16 protein-coding genes are annotated in these 18,348 nt (G+C 66.9%); 15 read left to right on the top strand and 1 reads right to left on the bottom strand.

Features of this window, described 5'->3' with window-relative positions; genetic code table 11:
- Positions 1 to 36: 36 nt before the first annotated feature.
- The gene (locus tag CWT10_RS00350; protein ID WP_103062477.1) at positions 37 to 1,389 is read right to left on the bottom strand and encodes an ABC transporter substrate-binding protein; all 1,353 of its coding nucleotides are present in this window, start codon (positions 1,387 to 1,389) and stop codon (positions 37 to 39) included.
- A gap of 365 nt (positions 1,390 to 1,754) precedes the next feature.
- Between CWT10_RS00350 and CWT10_RS00345 the strand changes: the two genes are divergently transcribed.
- The 15 genes from CWT10_RS00345 to CWT10_RS16995 all read left to right on the top strand — a co-directional run bounded on the left by CWT10_RS00345 (position 1,755) and on the right by CWT10_RS16995 (position 18,333).
- Entirely contained in the window at positions 1,755 to 2,840 is a 1,086-nt protein-coding gene (locus CWT10_RS00345) for a substrate-binding domain-containing protein (protein WP_158247610.1), read from the top strand.
- Between the two features lie 461 nt (positions 2,841 to 3,301).
- Complete coding sequence (locus tag CWT10_RS00340) at positions 3,302 to 6,067, top strand: lysylphosphatidylglycerol synthase transmembrane domain-containing protein (RefSeq protein WP_103062479.1); 2,766 nt, start codon at positions 3,302 to 3,304, stop codon at positions 6,065 to 6,067.
- A gap of 125 nt (positions 6,068 to 6,192) precedes the next feature.
- Positions 6,193 to 6,591, top strand: a complete 399-nt coding sequence (locus CWT10_RS00335) for a hypothetical protein (RefSeq protein WP_103062480.1) — start codon at positions 6,193 to 6,195, stop codon at positions 6,589 to 6,591.
- Between the two features lie 138 nt (positions 6,592 to 6,729).
- Positions 6,730 to 6,918 carry a hypothetical protein gene (locus CWT10_RS00330; protein ID WP_103062481.1) on the top strand — a complete coding sequence of 63 codons (189 nt, stop codon included), beginning with the start codon at positions 6,730 to 6,732 and terminating at the stop codon, positions 6,916 to 6,918.
- Positions 6,919 to 7,115: 197 nt separating this feature from the next.
- On the top strand, positions 7,116 to 8,351 hold the full coding sequence (locus CWT10_RS00325; protein ID WP_233188063.1) for a sensor histidine kinase: 1,236 nt from the start codon (positions 7,116 to 7,118) through the stop codon (positions 8,349 to 8,351).
- Entirely contained in the window at positions 8,348 to 9,037 is a 690-nt protein-coding gene (locus CWT10_RS00320; protein ID WP_103062482.1) for a response regulator transcription factor, read from the top strand. The genes CWT10_RS00325 and CWT10_RS00320 overlap by 4 nt, the downstream gene beginning before the upstream one ends.
- Positions 9,038 to 9,632: 595 nt before the next feature.
- Complete coding sequence (locus CWT10_RS00315) at positions 9,633 to 10,367, top strand: class I SAM-dependent methyltransferase (RefSeq protein WP_158247611.1); 735 nt, start codon at positions 9,633 to 9,635, stop codon at positions 10,365 to 10,367.
- A 70-nt stretch (positions 10,368 to 10,437) separates the two neighbouring features.
- Positions 10,438 to 11,937 carry a DUF2079 domain-containing protein gene (locus CWT10_RS00310; protein WP_103062484.1) on the top strand — a complete coding sequence of 500 codons (1,500 nt, stop codon included), beginning with the start codon at positions 10,438 to 10,440 and terminating at the stop codon, positions 11,935 to 11,937.
- Positions 11,938 to 12,102: 165 nt separating this feature from the next.
- Positions 12,103 to 12,642, top strand: coding sequence for a nodulation protein NfeD (locus tag CWT10_RS00305; protein ID WP_103062485.1), 540 nt, complete (start codon positions 12,103 to 12,105; stop codon positions 12,640 to 12,642).
- Positions 12,643 to 12,707: 65 nt separating this feature from the next.
- Positions 12,708 to 14,093 carry a flotillin family protein gene (locus CWT10_RS00300; protein ID WP_103062486.1) on the top strand — a complete coding sequence of 462 codons (1,386 nt, stop codon included), beginning with the start codon at positions 12,708 to 12,710 and terminating at the stop codon, positions 14,091 to 14,093.
- 101 nt (positions 14,094 to 14,194) lie between these two features.
- Positions 14,195 to 14,353 (top strand): hypothetical protein, encoded by a 159-nt coding sequence (locus tag CWT10_RS16680; protein ID WP_158247612.1) that lies wholly within the window; start codon positions 14,195 to 14,197, stop codon positions 14,351 to 14,353.
- The gene (locus CWT10_RS00295; RefSeq protein ID WP_103062487.1) at positions 14,350 to 15,180 is read left to right on the top strand and encodes a DsbA family protein; all 831 of its coding nucleotides are present in this window, start codon (positions 14,350 to 14,352) and stop codon (positions 15,178 to 15,180) included. Before CWT10_RS16680 ends, CWT10_RS00295 begins: the two co-directional genes overlap by 4 nt.
- A gap of 244 nt (positions 15,181 to 15,424) precedes the next feature.
- Positions 15,425 to 16,369: an ROK family glucokinase gene (locus CWT10_RS00290; protein ID WP_103062488.1), complete on the top strand. Its 945-nt coding sequence runs from the start codon at positions 15,425 to 15,427 to the stop codon at positions 16,367 to 16,369.
- Between the two features lie 1,368 nt (positions 16,370 to 17,737).
- The gene (locus CWT10_RS00285) at positions 17,738 to 17,989 is read left to right on the top strand and encodes an antitoxin VbhA family protein (RefSeq protein WP_103062489.1); all 252 of its coding nucleotides are present in this window, start codon (positions 17,738 to 17,740) and stop codon (positions 17,987 to 17,989) included.
- 152 nt (positions 17,990 to 18,141) lie between these two features.
- Positions 18,142 to 18,333, top strand: a complete 192-nt coding sequence (locus tag CWT10_RS16995; protein WP_199176319.1) for a Fic family protein — start codon at positions 18,142 to 18,144, stop codon at positions 18,331 to 18,333.
- Positions 18,334 to 18,348: the final 15 nt, after the last annotated feature.

The raw sequence follows: 18,348 nt of genomic DNA, 5'->3' as shown, positions 1-18,348 counted from the left end.
GCTCACCTGGGATCCTGACGCCAACCGTGGTTACCGTCAGGACGCCCCGCCCACCTGCTCGCTCAGCTGTGTCTCGATGGCGCTGATCGTGGCATCGACGTCCTGTTCCCCGCTGAGGTACTTGATGACCTCGTCGCGCAGGGGATCTCCGTCCATGGTCTTGCCGGCGTTCTGCCACTGAAGTTGAGAAGTGATCTGGTAGCCGGCGATGTCGGGCGCTGCCGCGATCTCGTTGTTGTAGGTGTCGAAGGCGTCCTGCGCGAAGTCGTAGTCCACCTCGACTCCCTCAATGGAGGGCAGTGCGCCGGCGAGTTTGCAGTACTTCGCGTAGTGCTCGTCCTGGTAGGTCCAGGAGATGAAGTCTTTCGCCGCCTGTCCGTGTCCGTTGGCGGAGAAGGCCACCATCAGGTTTGTACCCAGGTTGGTCGCACGGGTGGGTTGAGCCGGCATGTAGACCGAGGCCCACTCGAAATCGGTGATATTTGAGTTGAAGTCCGCCAGCTGCCACACGCCGGAGTAGTAGGCGGCCACGCGACCCGACTTGAACAGTGCCGACGGGTCGTCCTCAGACAACCACACCGATCTGGGCATGGTGGCGTCGTCGTTGATGCCGGCGAAGAATTCCAGGGCGGTGCGGGCCGCATCGTCCGTGGTGTATGCGCCGTCCTCGCCCTCGGTGAAGCCCTTGGAGCCGAACTGGTAAAGGAAGGAGCGCAGCCGGTGCGATGAGCGGTCCATCACCAGGCCGTATGCGGCGCCGGTGTTCGCCCTGACCCGCGTGACCGCCTCAACGAACTCCTCCCAGGTCCAGATCTCCTCCTCCGCAGTCGGATACTCGACTCCGGCCTGGTCGAACAGGGATTTGTTGATGAACAGCCCCACTGCGGTGAGCGCGGCAGGTAGGGTGGTGACTCGCCCATCGTCATCGGGCACCAGCAGGTTGGTCATAATGCCCCGCTCGGAAGCGACGTCGGCCAGGTCCACCAGATCTTCGGAGAAGGTCGGGTCGACCGACGGAATGCGGCCGATGTCGGGAAGGTCGTTGGCCAGTGCGGCATTGACCAGCTTGGTGTTGAAGTCGTCGTAGGCGACGTCGACGATCTCAATGTGGATGCCGGTCTCCTTTTCATAGTCGGCGGCAAGTGCCGCGTATCCGCCTCCCTCATTGGCGTCGCCCGAAAGCCAGAAGGTGAGCGTGTCGGTCTCCTCTTCGGCGGAGGATCCGCCCGAGGCGCAGGCGGCCAGCGCCAACGCCGGCACGGCGAGTGCAGCACCTCTGGCGAATGAGCGTCGCGTGACCGGGACCGAAAGAGCCGCCCGAGGCGTGCGGGAACGCGGGCCGAGTGAGGAGTTGAGCGACGCGCGCGAAGGCGTCTTTGCGGCTGACATGAGCGGATCCCCTTCCCTTCATTGCAAACGAGACCTGCCGGTAGCATAGGGCGGGATGTTCCATTACGTCAAGTACTGATCTAGTTCGATCGTTTGTCCCTCAAGGCATCATGATCGAACTTGCCCGCGTGCCGTAGAGTTCGTGCTGTACCGATGCACCCCGTCAGCCGCGTGCACCGGCTGCCGCGCAGGGAGGCTGCGGCTTTGGCTGCAACTGCGGCTTCAGCTGAGACTGCGGCTGCGGCTGCGGCTGCGGCTGCGGCAGTGTTTCCCCTGGTTTCCCCTGGGGCCCGCCGCCAGGCGAGGATGCATCTGTACCGCCGGCGCCTACACCGCCGCATACAGTTGGAGGAACCCGAATGCTCATGGGAGACGACGCACAAGATCTGCCGTCCAACCGACGCGACCAGCTCCTCAAGCGTCTCAGGCTCCAGGGCAGCGTCCGTACGGCGGCGCTGGCCCAGGAGCTAGGCGTGACCCCGATCACCGTGCGCCGTGACATCAATGAGCTCGCCCGGCAGGGCTTGGTGACACGTGTGCGCGGCGGGGCCAGGCTCGCCGTCACCCCGCAATCACCCGCCCTGCTGCGAGCGGGCCTGACCATCGGCTTCATCGCCCCCTCGCTGGACTTCTACTGGCCCAGCATCATTGAGGGGGCCAACCTGGCGGCCGATGAGATCGGCGCTCGCGTGCTGCTTCAAGGATCAACCTTCTCCGCCCGAGACAACCTCAGTCAGGTCAAGCAACTGGTGGAGCACACACAGCTCGACGCACTCGCGGTGGTTCCCGACGTGGAGTCGACTGACAGCGACCGGCTCATCCAGTACTTGGAAGACCTGAGGATCCCGATCGTCCTGGTGGAGCGGGAGGCGAACCCGCATTCCTTCCAGGCGCGCGGATTCGACTCCGTCGTCGCCGATCACCGTCGGGGTGCCCAGGTGTGCGTGCAGTACCTGCGCAGCCTCGGGCACCAAGGCATCGCACTGATCCTGGACAAGCCGATCCCCTCGCGGCACGCCATCGCGGCCGGCTACACGGAGGCACTGCAGGCGGCCGAGCTTGAGCCGGCCGCTCATTTGGACACCACCCGACAAGACGGCGGTGCCCGACTGGCACTTATCAAGGAATTCACTGCGCAGTGCCTCGCCCAGGGTGTCACCGCGATCATGGTTCATTCCGACGAGGCCGCCCTGCTGTTGTTGGAGTGCCTTGTGGACTCGGGCGCTTCAGTGCCGCAGGACATTTCGGTCATCGCCTACGACGACGAGCTCGCGGCCATCGCTCGTCCCGCCCTTACCGCCATCGCCCCACCCAAGCAGGCGTTGGGCCGCTACGCCGTGCGTGCCCTCGCCTCTCGACTGACGTCACCCGACCAGCCGTGCACGCATCTGCGCGTCGAACCTGCCCTCGTCGTCCGCGACTCCACAGGGCCCGCACCCACCCGTCACTAGGGCTCCGCCCGATCTGCCGCACCCGACGAATAACTCCGCCCTACCACCGCAAACACCTATGGACCGTCTGGCTGCGGTCCAAGCGCAGTTACACCAGATCCACGCCTAGACGCGGTTCGGGCCCGGACTCCGTTTGGAGCCCGAGCCCGAACCAGCCAGGGATCTGCTTTCAGGGACCGGCGTTCCCTGCCGACGTAGATAAGTCTGCCAGCAGGCCAAGACCCTGCCATCAGCCAATCGGAGGTCCGATTCGGCTAACCGTTCGGCGGAGGGCCTCCGCCACCTGGCCGATGCGCGTCCGTGATGACATAGATGGCATAGCCGTCGATGCCCCAGCCTCCACCCAGCTCGCTCACGGCACCCTCCGATGCGGCATTCCCCGTGCTCCCAGGCTCGGCCTGGTAGGCTCAGGGAGCCCCGATCGGGGCAGATCGCACCAGCAGGACCACAGGTTGACCGACATGACTGATGTCCCGCCCCCGGACAACCCGGAACGCGCTCAGGCGACGTCACCGGTCGGTATCCCACGCATCGGCGTCACGCCCCTGGTCAATAAGACTGCACCGACCGACCATGATCCCGCCGCCTCCGCGACTACTCGTTCCCTGACCCTGCTGGTCGACGCCCCGGAGCGCCGACTGCGTCGCGCCGAAGACCTACTCGATCTGGCTATTGCCGCACTCATCCTGGCCTTCATGGTCATTCTGGCGGCCTACGCCCATGCCACCACCACCGGCGTAACCCTGGACGTGCAGAACGCATTGGCCGTGGTGCTGCGTCGCGTACTGGTCTTCCCCCTGCAGGCCGTTGAGGGTCTGATCACCTTCACGGTCCCGGTAGTTGTGATCATGCACCACCTGTTGCGCCGCGCCTGGTACACGGCGGGTGAGGCGCTGCTGGCGGGAGCCGGCGGCTTCATCCTGGCCTGGTTGTGCCTGCACGCACTGGACGCCTGGGGCCCGCCCATCCTCGCCTCCGGCCTGACGGTGACGGCCTCCGGCGCGGCCCGGGTCGGCATCTCCACGGTATTCGCCACCTTGGGAGGCCTGCTCACGGGGGCCGGCGAACGCCGCTCCTCCCCCGTGATCCGCCACACCTGGACCGCCGTGTGGATCGTAGTGGGCCTGGCGGTCCTACGCAGTGCGATCACACTTCCGGGCGCCGTCATCTCCATTCTGCTGGGTCGCCTGCCCGGGCTGGCCGTGCGCTATGCCTTCGGAGTCGACGACACTCGCGCCCAAGGCATCGCCCTGGTGCGCGCCCTGCGGAGGGCCGGCATCGACGCCGTCCGGGTGGTGCGCATGGACCGCGCCCCCGCCGCTCGCGCCTGGACCGTGGAGACCCGGGCGCCGCTGGGCTACACCGAGCGCGTTAGGGAGACCCCGCTGACGGCCCCCGCAGAGCTCGACGACGCCGCCCCCTCCGACGGGTCCGCCGCGGATGCCGGGCCGCAGGCAGCGCCGGCTCCGCAGGTGGGCGCGCCGGTGCCTGCGGAGGACCCCTCCACGATCAGGCCCGCCGACGACGTCGACCTCGACGCCATCCTGTCCGAGGCTTCCTCCGCCGCGCTCGCCGAGGGCAGACTGTCCATCCACCGCATGTATGCCGTCTGGGACTCCACGGGTGTGCGCCACGATGTCACGGTCCTGGACGCCGACCGGCAGGTGGCGGGCTTCCTCTCCACGCTCTGGGATCGGGTGCGTGTCAAAGGGCTGTCACCCGAGCGGGATCTGTCGGTGCGCTCGGCGGCCGAGCATGCGGCCCTGATGACCCTGGAGGCGGGTCGTGCGGGTGTGCGCACCCCCAGCCTGGTTGGCCTGGCCGAGGCGGAGGAGTCCGTGCTACTGGTCACCGACCATGTGTCCGGGGCCCGCGCCCTGGCCGACCTTGATGAGGTCGACGACGCCGTGCTGACCGACCTGTGGGATCAGATCAGCCGCGCCCACACGGCTGGCCTGGCTCACCGGGAGATCGACTCCTCCACTGTAGTCATTGATGACACCGGCGCCGTCTGGCTGCTCGGCTGGGACTCGGGCGAAACGATCTCCTCGGAGTTGTCCCGGCGGGTGGATCTGGCCCAGGTGCTGGCGCTGACCGCCTCGCTGACCGACGTTCATCGCGCCATCGCCGCCGCCTCCCGTTCGTTGAGCACACAGCAGCTCGCCTCCATCGCCCCCATGCTTCAGCGGGTGGTGCTGCCGGCCGCCACCCGTGAGGCCATGGGTCGGCGGGGCAAGGTGCTGCAGGAGCTGCGCGACGCCCTGGTGGATCTGACACCCACCGCGCATGCGGAGCCCGCCAAGCTGGCCCGTTTCTCCCCGCGCACCGTGATTATGGCGATTGTGGGATTGGTGGCGCTGTGGACGCTGCTGGCCCGCTTGAACATTGAGCAGATCACCGACGCCGTGGCCGGGGCGAATGTGTGGTGGATGCTCGGGGCGCTGGTCTTCTCGTTGGCCACCTATGTGGGCGCCGGGCTGACGCTGGTGGCCTTCAGTCCGGTGAGGCTTCCGCTGTGGAAGTCCACCGAGGTGCATCTGGCCTCTTCCGTGGTCGCCCTGGTGGCGCCCGCCGGTGTGGGCGGCGCCGCCATCAACCTGCGCTTCCTGTCCCGCAGGGGTGTTCCGACGGCGCTCGGCGTGGCGACGGTGGCACTGGTGCAGGTGGTTCAGTTCGTCATCACCGTGGTTCTGCTCATTATTGTGGCCGCCACCACCGGACAGTCCACCAGCTTGACGCTGCCCAGCGGCTGGGTGCTGGTGATCGCCGTCGCGCTGGTCGCCGTCGTCGCCACCGCACTGTTCATCCCGAAGGTGCGCAGTTGGGTCTGGGAGAAGATCGAGCCGACCTACCGGCAGGTGTGGCCGCGGCTGGTGTGGGTCATGTCCAATCCGGGGAGGCTGGCACTGGGAGTGGGCGGCGCCGTGCTGCTGAGCGTGAGCTACATTTTGTCCTTCGGGGCCAGCTTGTGGGCCTTCGGGCACACACTGTCCTTCTCGGTTCTGGCCATCACCTATCTGGCGGCCAACACGGTCGGCTCCGTGGTCCCCTCTCCCGGTGGAATCGGCCCTGTGGAGCTGGCGCTGACCGCAGGCCTGGTCACCGCGGGCGTGCCCAACGGCGTGGCGCTTTCCACGGCCATCGTCTACCGCCTGGTGACCTTCTGGATTCCGATCCCCGTGGGCTGGTTGAGTCTGCACCGTCTGCAAAAGCATGGCGATCTGTAGTCCGCGACCACGCCGCATCGGATCTACGTCGCCGCGCATCCCCCGATCGGACCGGCCGATAGGGGGATGCGTGCGGGCTGTGCGGCGGCCATGCTCGGCTTGATGCAGCCTTGAAGGAGTCCCTGATGAGCATCGAGATTCTCGCCGCCGTGGCCAGCAGCCTGGTCACGGCCGTAGTCGCCTACTTCGTGTCCCGCCGCCGCTACCGGAGTTTCCTCACCGCCCGTGCAGCCATGGGGGGAACGATCACCGACGCCGGACTGTTGGGCACGCTCAGGACAATTGTTCAGACTGTTACCACCGCAGGCGCCTGCGCCGCAGTAGGGGCCGTCCTGCTGGTGGTGGAAGGACGCCTCCTCACCCCGGTGCAACTAGCCATAACCTGCGGTGTTATCCTCCTGCTCGCCGCCGCGCTCGCATGGGTGTACGGAAGGTATGCGGTGCTGGCCGAGTTGGCTCGCACCCGAAACCTGGAGCTTCCCTACGGCCAGTGGGGAGTGTTCTTGGCCAGGGGCCGCTTCTGACCGCTGTGGACGCTGCCCGCCCCTGCGGGTATCGTCCGGCCACGCAGCTGTTCCCCGGTCCAACCGGACGGCCCTTCCCGGCACCCGCCCGGGCCCCGGAGGCGTCACTCTCCCCGCGACATCCCTACAGGAGTCTTCATGCCCGCTCCCCGCGACACCGGTTGGTCTCTTCTGCTGCTCGGCGTCGCCCTTGCCGTCCTGGCCGCCTGCCAGCACGCCGCCTGGCTGTGGTTCGTGGCGATCGTGGTGCTGGTGGTCGCCATTGGCGTCCTGGCCGTCAGCTTCGCCAATGACGCCGATGTGCCGCCGGACGATCAGCGCCCCTGAACACGGCTTCAGCAGTCGCCGCCACGCCGACGGTCGGAGACTACATTCCGGGTGCTAAAAGGCCACGTGAGAGCGTCACCTGTACCTCTTCCCACCTGCATACGCCACCTCAATCGCAACTACCGGTCAGGGCGCTGAGTCCCGCCCACTTGTTAAGGTGTTATGAGTACGGCGACTAAGACGAGAGGAGAGGGTTCATGGCCGAACTCAGCGCTGCCATCACCTCTCTGACGGCACGCGCACGCGCCGCCCTCCGGCGTCCGCCCGAGCCCCTGTCCAGTCGCCGCATCTACGTGATCATCGGGGTGATCGTTGGTATCGGTAGCCTCGCGAACAGCTGGGTCCTCGTCGGCACTCTGCCTACTCTGGGCGATCTGATCATTATGCTGGTCGCGTCGATTATTGTGACTCTTATCCCCCTGCATCCCCTCCCTGGTGCCCTGGCCTACCTGTGCTGCTGGACCGTGCTGTTGGTCATCCCGTCCGCGGATCTGGCGGACATGACTGTCACCAACCTGGCCTTCATGTTCTTCCTCGGGCGCTTCTTCCGCCCCCGTCCGGCCATCTCCCTATTCCTCACGACGCTGTTCATCGAAGTCATCGTCCTGGCCATCGTGGCCACCGGCGACCTGGCCAATTCTCTGGGATCGGTCTGGTTTATTGCGGTGCTAGGAGCACTCCTGATCCCCCTCGGCGCGCTTGTACGCTTTATTGAGGCCTCCCGCCTGGCCGACGCCGAGCAGGCCGATGCGCAGCTGGAGGAGATGCGGCTGGAGATCGCCCGAGAGATGCACGACCTGGTTGCCTACTCCATGTCCCAAACCGCCCTGCGCGCCCAGCGGGCCGCGGCCGATCCCTCCTACCCCGATCAGGCCCGCGACGAATTCGCCGCCCTGGAGGCCACCGCCTCCGATGCCCTCCACGAGCTGCGCCTGCTGCTGCGCACCCTGCGCCAGCCCTCCTCCACCCAGGAGCAGCCCGTCTCCACCGCAACAGGTCTGGGCGGCATTGTCACCGACCTCAGCACCGCTGTCAGCGCCGTCAGCGCCGATGTATCCGCCGCCGGTTTCGAGATCACCTACCACTACCGGGGCGACGCCGTCCCCACCCGCATCCAGGCGAGCGTACTGTCCCGAGTGGCCCGGGAGATGGGCGCCAATATCATCCGCCACGCGGACCCCAAAGCACCTGTCACCATGACGCTCACCCTGGGGCCGGAAGTCATCCGACTCGTATCCACCAACCGCGTGCGCAACACCGACGCGCATCTGCCCCGCTCGGGCACCGGCGTCCTGGGCATGCGCGAAAGGCTGGCCACCATCGGCGGCACCCTTACCACCCTTTCCGACGACGGCTCCTGGATGGTCACCGCAACCGTCCCCGTCGCCGAGTCCCGTAGTACCGTCCTCGCACCTTCGGAGAAGCGCCCATGATTCACGTCGGCATCGTTGACGACGACCCGCTCGTACGCCGCACCCTCACCGATCTACTCACTGCCAACATTGATGACATCCATGTGGTGTGGTCGGTCGGCGACGGGAACGACGCCCTAGACCTCCTGCGCTCCGACGGGCCCGACTCAAACGTGCAGGTGCTCCTACTGGATGTGCAGATGTCCCGCCTGGACGGCATCGCGGTAGCCAGGATCCTCAAGCGCGAGCGCCCCGAAATCGCCATCCTCGTGCTGACCACCTTCGTGGTCGATTCGGTGGTGGACCGGGCCCTGGACGCCGGGGTACGCGGATTCATCGCCAAGGAGGATCCGGTGGAGACCCTGGCCGCCAGCATTCGGCACGTCGCCGCCGGCAATATGGTGCTCTCACCGACCTCCTCCGCCATCATCACCGCCAAGCCCGGGCGCCGCGTGGCCGCCACGCCAGAACCACCCAGCACGCCGCCACCGGCCGCCGACGCCCTGCCCCCGGGCGTCACGCTCTCCCCCCGGGAGGTGGAGGTACTCGCCCTCATGGCGGAGGCGCAGACCAACAAACAGATCGCCCACACCCTGGGCGTGAGCGACGCCACCGTCAAGACCCATGTCTCCACCCTGATCGCCAAACTGGGGGTGCAGGACCGTGTTGGCGCGGTTGTCTACGCCCTCCGCGCGGGCCTGGTCTGAAAACTCCCCCAATCGGCCTAACCATATGGGTGGTACCGCCTCACATGAAATCCGGGAGCATGGAGCCGTTCGTTACAAGAACCGTAAGATCTCATCTCACAGAAAGAGCATCGCGATGAACCTTGTCGACACCGCAGGCGTCTACGCCTCTTGGAACCCCTGGGTAGTTCTTGGCTGCAGGTGGCGCTGGGGCTGATTCTCGGCAGTTCGATGGGGGCGCGGCCCGGACTTGTTCCGGGCCGCGCCCCCGTCTTCTTCCACATCCTTCGCCCCGCCACCTGCCACCGCGCCCCTCATTCGATAGGCAGCCCCAATAATCCCCCGATCGATCCACCCAGATGGCCGATCACTCGGAGCCACAACCAGGATGGAATACCTGCGTTCTAGCAAGGGCCGAGCTTGGCGCTCACAAGCCAGTTCGACCCGTACACCCATATATCAACTATCGGCCCCAGGCCGATACTCATCGGAGCACACACATGGACTCGACGATCACCACGCGGCGACCGCTGCGTAGGAACCAGGCGCACACCGCGTCCCCCAAACACTCAAACCACACCTGCACCCGCCGGTCCGGTGAGAATCGATGAGCCGCATGTCACTCTCCCTCAATCCATCCCGCCGCCACGCCGCCTCCCCCGCCTCGCTGTCCCTGTGCGACGAGCCGGAGATCCAGTCCGTCCTGGACCTACTGTCCTTCATCCAGAACCCGCGGTTGGCGGATCTACGCGTCCTGGAGCTGTCCTGCGCCGCCGGTCCCGTCACCCTGCCCATAGCCGCCGCCGGCCACCGCGTGCTGGCCACCGACCCGCGCACCGACTCCCTGGACCTGCTCGACGCCCGCATTGAGGACCTGCGTAACGTGCGCCCCCAGATCGCGGCCCGCATCCAGACGCACCTGGCGGATATGACCAACTTCCACTTCACCGAGAAGTTCAAGGCCGTCTGCATCCCCTCGGGCGCCATCACCGTGCTTTCTCCCGAGCAGCGCCGCGAAACCATTCGCCTGGCCACCGCGCACCTGATCCCCGGCGGTCGCCTCATCCTGTCGGCCGAGCACGTGCGCCCGGAAGCCCCTGCCAATGCCACCTTCACCGCCCGCCCCGGCATAACCCTGACCGAGCGGATCGACCATGCACGCCGTCGGCGGCGGGTCACCCTCACCCGCGGCAAGCTGACCCGCACCTCCGAACTATTCCTAGTCACGCCCCACGACCTGCTGCGCGACTTCGAAGAAGCCGGCGTCACGGTGGACTACCGCCATTTCATCCCCGACGCACGCCGCCCGCACCACACCAATATCGTCTTCGGCACCGTCAAACTGCACTGACTCCGGGCCCGGCAGCGCCTCGGCGGCGTCAGTGCCCGTAGGAGGCGGAGGGCTCGGTAGGCTCGCGTCGATGACCTCCGCTCACCTCCGCCTTAAGCGCCCGCCAACGCCGTCCCGCATTCACCGGTCGGCCCGGCTGCTCGATCTACTACCGGCCGCGCTGGCCGTGATTGTTGGCGCGGTCGGCATGATCGCCTACTCGGTCGGCCAGTGGCGGGCCATGCAGGTTCCCAGTTGGGACCTGGGGATCTTCTCCGAGCTGGCCAAGGCGTACTCGCGCCTGCAAGCGCCGATCGTCCCGATCAAAGGCGAGGGTTACAACCTGCTGGGTGACCACTTCCACCCGATCCTGATCCTCCTGGGTCCGGTGTGGCGGCTATGGCCCAGTCCGCTGGCCCTACTGGTGTTGCAGGACCTGCTACTGGCCCTATCCGCCTGGCCGCTGACTCGGCTGGCGACACGTCTGCTCGGCCGCCCGGTCGCCCTGGCGCTCGGCCTGTTCTACGTGCTGTCCTGGGGAATGCAGGGCGCGGTCGCCTCCCAGTTCCATGAAATCGCCTTCGCAGTCCCGCTGCTGGCCTGGGCCTCGGTGGCCTTCGCGGAACAACGCTGGCGCGACTGCGCCCTGTGGGTTCTGCCACTGGTCACGGTGAAGGAGGACCTGGGGCTGACCGTCTTCATGGCAGGACTGGCCATCGCCCTGCGCGGCCGACTCGGTGCGCCGCACCAGCCAGCCGGCCGTGGCCCGGCCTGGTGGCGCAACCTGAGCACCACCAGGCTCGGAGTGTTAGTCGCCCTTGTTGGCCTGCTGTCCTTCCTGCTCACCGTCGGCGTCATCCTGCCGTCCCTGAGCCCTTCAGGCACCTGGGAGTACGGGCTGTCAGGAAACGGCGGCTCCACCAGTCTGATCGCCCGCCTGCTCTCCTCCGAGGTAAAGGTCCAGACCCTGGGGATGCTCGTGGGCACGGCCGGCCTGATCGGACTCGCCTCACCGTGGATGTCCCTGGTGCTGCCCACGCTGGCCTGGCGCTTCCTGTCCTCCAACGAGTTCTACTGGACATGGCAGAACTGGCACTACAACGCGATCCTGATTCCGATTGCGCTGGGGGCCCTGCTCGACGTCGTCGCCCGCCTGAAAGCCCCCACCCAAGCCGACGCCGTCCCGATGTGGAGGCGCTGGCTAATCGCCCTGGGCGTCCTCATGCCCCTGGCCATTGGCCTGACCACCGCCCGCGACCTGCCGCTGTGGGAACTGCGGCAATCCGACTACGGCGCCGCCTCCCCGCGTGCGGCGACCGCCGCCCGAATCATGGAGCTGATACCCGACGGCGCCAGCGTGGAGACCGACCTGGGACTACTCGCCTACCTGGTTCCTGACCACACCGTGTACTGGGTCGGCACCGGCGACGTCGACACCGACTACGTCGTGATCGACTCCCACTCCACCGCCTGGGGCGGCAATCCACCGGCGGACGCCGCCCAGTGGGCCACCGCCCAGTCAACCACAGGCGCCGTCTATGAGCCGGTGCTTAACACCGACGGCTACCAGGTGGCCCGGCGCGTGCATTGACCACGCGCTCGGCGCGCCCTAGGCACGCGCCGTTATGGGAAGAACTACCCATCACCGTGCCGCCCGGCTCGTGGGACGGCAGTTCCCCACCTCCGACCGGTGTGTAACAATCCGGGCGTAAGCAATGCGGGAGTCGAGAGGCCGTCCCGGCCCGGAAAGGCGGACATGTCCCCGTTCATGTGGTGCGCCGTCCTAGGCTGCGGCGCTCTGGCCGTCTCGCTCCTGCTCGACGGCCTCTTCGACGGCCTGGACGACCTGTTTTTCGACGGCTCCATGCCGGTCCTGGCCTGCGCACTGGGCGTATTCGGCGCCGTCGGCATGGGCGTGCAGGCACTGGCCGGCGAAAGGCTGTCCACACCCCTGCTAGTAGGAATCCCACTGGTCTTCGCATTAGCGTCCGGAGCCGGCGCCCGCGCCACATGGGTGCGGCTGCGCCGATCCATGCCGCGCAACGCCGTGCCGCTGACCACCGGCGAGCTGGTCGGGACCGAGGTGCGCGTGATTTGGTGGAAGGACGGGCGCGGCGAGGTGATCGCCACCTCCCGCGGACACCAGGCCACCCTGCCCGCCCGCTCGGACGACCCCCTGCGGGGCGGCACCATCGCCTGGGTCATCGATGCCGCCAAAGACGACACGCTCCTCATCAGCCGCCTCGACCCACCCGCGCCGCCACTTCCGGAGCGACCCACCGCACCCGCCGCCTGATCCGGATCCGACCCGGGCACACCGGACCAACAATCTCCCAAATACCCACAGAAGAAAGGTACGTAATGCTCTACGCCATCATCGCCGTCGTCGTCCTAGCAATCCTGCTGGGCGTCTACATGCTCTCCCGCGTAGTAGTCGTGCCCTCCAACCTGACCGGGCTGGTCTCCGGATCAACCCGCAACGGCGAGGTCAAGATCATCCGCCCCGGCGGTCGCGACTTCGTCCTACCAATCATCCAGTCGATCCAGTACCTGCCCTTCACCCAGAACACCATCGGCTTCCAAGTGACCGCGGAGGACGAGAACAAGATCAACGTCTCCGTCTCCGCCGTCGCCGCCGTCAAGGTGGGCGACTCCGACCAGCAGGTGCGGGCCGCCGCCAAACGTTTCCTGGGCAAGCCGAACACCGACCAGGCGATCGCCGACTCCTCCCGTGACGCCCTGATCGGCTCGCTGCGCTCCATCATCGGCCACATGACGGTCACCGACCTGATCTCCGACCGCGACGCCCTCCAGCAGAACGTCTTCGACGACGCCAAGTCCGTCATGGCCAATATGGGCCTGGAGATCGACGTGCTGCAGATCTCCGAGATCACCGACGCCTCCGGCTACATCGACTCCCTGGGCGTGCCCGAGCAGCAGCGAGTGGCCAAGGACGCCCGCGTGGCCCGCGCCAATGCCGAGCGGGAGGCCAAAGACGCCGAGGTGTCCTCGCGCCAGCAGATCGCCGAGCGCGAGCGCGACCTGTCGCTGCGCCAGGCCCAGCTGAAGGCGGAGACGGACAAGGCCCAAGCGGAGGCAGACTCCGCCGGTCCGCTGGCCCGCGCCGCCAAGAAGCGCGAGATCGCCATCATCGAGCAGGAGGCCGCCGAGGCCAAGGCCGCCCTGACCGAACGGGAACTGGACTCCACGGTGCGTAAGCCCGCCGACGCCGCCCGCTACCAGCGTGAGCAGGAGGCCGAGGCCGCCAAGGCCGAATCGATCCGCAAGGCCGAGGCCGAGGCCGAACGCACCCGCCTGGACGCCGAGGCACAGGCGCAGGCCACCGTCGCCCGGGCCGAGGCCCAGGCCCGCGCCACCGCAGCCCAGGCCAAGGCGGAGGCCGAGGCGATCGCCGCCCGCGGTCGCGCCGAGGCCGAGGCCGTGCGCGCCGCCGGTGAGGCAGAGGCCAAGGCCATGAGCGACAAGGCCGACGCCCTGGCAAAGTACGGGCGGGCCGCCACCCAGCAGATGATCCTGGACAAGGCGCCGGAGATCGCCCGTGCCCTGGCCGAGCCCCTGGGCAGCGTCAAGGACATGTCGATCATCTCCACCGAGGGCGCCTCCGCGCTGCCCAAGGCGGTGGCCGGCAACGTCGAGCAGCTCGACGCCGTCATGCGCTCGCTGACGGGCACCAGCCTGACCGACATGATGCAGCGCTTCACCTCCGACGACAACGACGGTGTATAGCTTCCTGTGGCCCGGGTGGATACTCGAGGCCGAGTCCCGGAAGATTCGGCGCACTGCACGTCGGGCGCGTCGGCGCTAGGAACCGCACCGGCGTCGTCTTCATGCCCACGGGTCACTTCCGGCACACCGCCTTCATCCTTCATCTGCCGCCGACGGCGCCGCACCGCATCGTTCTTTATCGAGATGCCGCCAAATGGGGCCTGCATGTGGGCCCTGCCGCGGGCGACGCCGTCGTCGGCTCTGACACACTGCGCTCATGACCTCATCCACCTACGGTACCGCGCCAGAGCAGCGGCCCGTCTCCCGCGCCAACCCAATCGTCATCACCCTGCTTTTGGTAATTGCGATCCTGCTCTCCGTCATCGCGATCGTCCTGGTGGTACGACCCGGTCAGTCCAGCACCGGCACGACGGCGGAGTCTCCAGCGGCTACGGACTCGGCAACCGCCACGGCGTCGGCCAGCGCGGTTCAAACCTCTGCGCCCTCACAAACAGACGCCGGCCTGCTGGAGCTCCTGCACGGCGAGGTCACCCGCGACGGCAACGATTCGCGCGCCAAAGGCAACGTTGACGCCCCGGTGGTGATGGTCGTCTACTCCGACTTCGCCTGCCCGTACTGCACTCAATTCGCGCAGGAGGTTGAGCCGGAGCTGGAGGATCTGGTTGCGGAGGGCACGCTGCGCGTGGAATGGCGCGATCTGGCCCAGATCACCGAGACGTCCCCCCTGGCGGCGCAGGCCAGCATCGCCGCCGGAAACCAGGGTAAGTTCTGGGAGTTCCACGACGCCGTGTATGCCGCCGCCGACCCGACCGAGCACCCGGAGTACACCGAGGACTCCCTGGTCGCCTTCGCCGAGGAGGCGGGCGTGCCGGACCTGGAGCGGTTCCGTTCCGACATGAACGACGCCGCCACCGTGCAGGAGGTGCAGGACGCCAGGCAACACGCCTACGACATCGGCATCACCGGCACGCCCTTCTTCATCATTAACGACGCCTACATCGGTGGCTACGCGCCCGCGGACTACATGCGGAGAACCATCCTCGAGCAGGCCGCGGCAGCGGGGCATGGCGCCACTCCTGCCCCGTAACCGGGCTCCCCGTCATATCGACCGACCTCGGCGGTTACTTCGACCGACCTCGGCGAGGGGCGGCTTGCGCCCGGGGCGTGCCGATGCCGGCGCCGCCGGAGGTTGGCCCACACCGTCACAGCTGCAAGAATATGCCTGTAGATCCCCGCCAGATTGGCGCGAGTCGGCAACCACTGGGGGCACCGATGCCCTCACGCGGCGGTTTGGCACCTAAACGCAGGAAAGTGAAACAAGGAGGAAAGCCATGGCACTGAGCATCGGCGTCGACGTGGGTGGAACCAAGATCGCCGCAGGCGTGGTGGACGAGGACGGCACCGTACTGGCAACCGCCCGCCGCGACTCCCCCGCCACCAGCAGGGAGGCCATCTTCACGACCATCGCAGACGTGGCCAATGAACTCGCCGCGAAGTACGACGTCGAGGCCATAGGCGTGGGCGCGGCCGGCTTCACCTCCTCGGACCGCAACACCATGGTCTACGGCACCAACCTCGACTGGACCGGCGCCCGCATCGCCGATGAGATCGCCTCCCGCACCGGCAAGAAGGTCGTGGTGGAGAACGACGCCAATGCGGCCGGATGGGCCGAAGCCCGTTTCGGCGGCGGCAAGGGCGCGCAGAACGTCCTTGTGGTGACACTGGGCACCGGAGTCGGAGGCGCCGTCATCATCGACGGGCACCTGGTGCGCGGTGCCGCCGGCTTCGCCGCGGAGATCGGCCACATCAACGTAGTCCCCGATGGACGCCCCTGCGGATGCGGTCAGCGCGGCTGCCTGGAACGCTACGGCTCGGGCACGGCCCTGGGCGTCAACGGGTGGGAGCTGGCCAAGTTCCGGCCCGACTACGCCGCCCGCATCATCGAGCTGTCCGGCGGGGACCAGAACAGGATTTCCGGCAAGGCCGTCACGGCCGCCGCCCGCGAGGGCGACCCGGCGGCCCTGGAGTGCTACACCCACCTGGGCAGCGCACTCGGCCGGGGACTGGCCGACCTGTGTGCCGTGCTCGACCCCGAGGTGATCGTGCTGACTGGCGGTCTGACCGAGGCGGGCGACATCCTGCTGAACCCGGTGCGCGCCACCTTCAATGAGCGCCTGACGGCGCACGCTCATCGACCCGAGATCCCGATCGTCATCTCCTCTTCTGGTCAGGAGGCCGGACTCATCGGCGCCGCCGACCTCGCCCGCCAGAACTGATCCGCCTCTCACGTGCGCGTTTTGGAGTTCCCTGACTGTAAGACCCGGGGAAACCTCTAAAACGGCTCTTCCGGTTTGAGGGTGTAGTGGGCGGGTGTGCGCCCGGCCGGCTGCTGGCCTAGTACTTGGACCGCGTTACTGCGGTTGGACCGGGCTTCTGCGGTTGGACCGGGCTTCTGCGGTTGGACCGTCTGAGAGCGCGTTTCAGGTGGTCCAACGGCAGCCAGGTGGTCCATCCGCAGCCAGGTGGTCCATCCGCGGCCAGACTGTCCATCCGCGGCCAGACTGTCCATCCGCGGCCAGACTGTCCATCCGCGGCCAGACTGTCCAACGGCAGCCAGGTAGTCCGGGTGTGGGGGTACTGACTCGGGCCCGTGGGGTTGCCTTGGACGCTGGCGCACCCAAAGTCAACGGTCAAGATGCCCTAGACCTAGGCCGCGGAGGTCGCCGGCATGGCCGGCAGCCAGGCCGGGCCTGGCAGCGGCCGGACTGGACTGTGGGGCCGGGCTGGTCTGCGCGCTGGCTGGGCTGCGGGCCCGGTCCGTCGTCAAAGACGTCCCAGCCGATCGGACAAGGAGCTCTTCGTGTTTGGGGGTGTGGTCGGCGGTGTGTTCTGGTCGGCCGTGTGACGGCCTCTTCGCTCACTCGAACGCAGCCTCCCGCGTTCGAACGCGGCCAGGCGCCCGAGGACGGCCTCCGCATGGTTGTTCCGGGCGGCCGCGCCCTGGGGCGTGAGGTGCTGGTTCTCGACATCCATGGGGCGGTTTCATCAGATGGCATCGCGGGACGGAGGGTTCGTCAGGTGCCACCAACGATTCGGCATGAACAACCACGGCTCGTGCGCCCGCCCCTCGAACCGTCGAAACAAGTGACGAATCGTCGACCGCAACACACCAACCGTCGGGCCAGCACCCGAACTGTCGGGCCAGCACCCGAACCATCGGACACGATCCGCCGCAAGCCACCAAGACTCACGGCGAGCCATCCCGTCCCCGCCCACCGCGCCCACCGGGACGTACACACAAACCACCACCCACACACCCCACCCATCCACCACACCCCCAAACACGAATAACCTACATATCGACCGAACTCGATGGTAATAACGACCGAACTCGATGGTTATATCTACCGAACTCGGCGAACACTCCCTTAAACCGGAAGAACCTCTAAACGCGTGCGTGAGAGCAGAAGTCGTACGCCGAGCACCGGTCAACGATGTCGGCGATGCCGACTATGCGTTGTTGTGGATCTCATGGCAACCCGACGCGCTACTTGCTAGGTCGGATTGACCCGAAGGCACCCTTTGACCGTTTTTGGGTGGCGCGGTAAAATTAAAGTTGGACCGCTGGGGTGGGAGGTTCTGTTATGGCTGAGAAGTTCGATGTTGAGGATCGTTGGCCTGAGCTGTTCGAGCATCTTGATCAGGCCCAGCGGCGTGCCGTTGTGCAGTCGCTCGCCAGCGCGTGGCACGAGGGCTGGGTCCCGAACCGTGAGGACGTGGAGAACCTGACCGACGAGGCCCGTGGGGCGATCGACGCCGCTGAGTATCGTCGTCGCGCCCATGCTGCTGCCCGTCGTCGTGCCGCCCGTCGCGGGGCGCTTGCTGCTGTGCGCTGATGGTGTTCGATACCTGGGAGTCGTATTTCTACCCTGAGACTTACGACCCCAGTACGGGGCAGGGGACTCTGCGTAACCTGTTCGACGAACGTGACCCAGCACTGCTTAGGGAATTTGAGTATACCGAGACTATCCAGCGGCAGCGTGAGCTGATGTCAGGTCAGGTTGCCGTTCCCAGGACGTATGACGCCGACCATGTGCGTGCGATCCACGGTTACCTGTTCCAAGACGTCTACGAATGGGCCGGTCAGTACCGGAGCGTGAACATGTCGAAGAACTTTTCCTCCTTCGCTGACGTCCGCGCTGGCGAAATTGACCGGTACCTGGCCGACGTGCAAAATTGACCGGTACCTGGCCGA

This window comes from Actinomyces qiguomingii, assembly GCF_004102025.1.
Lineage (GTDB): Bacteria > Actinomycetota > Actinomycetes > Actinomycetales > Actinomycetaceae > Actinomyces > Actinomyces qiguomingii.
The sequence above is the reverse complement of the archived record's forward strand: the minus strand, read 5'-3'. Positions and strand labels throughout refer to the sequence as shown.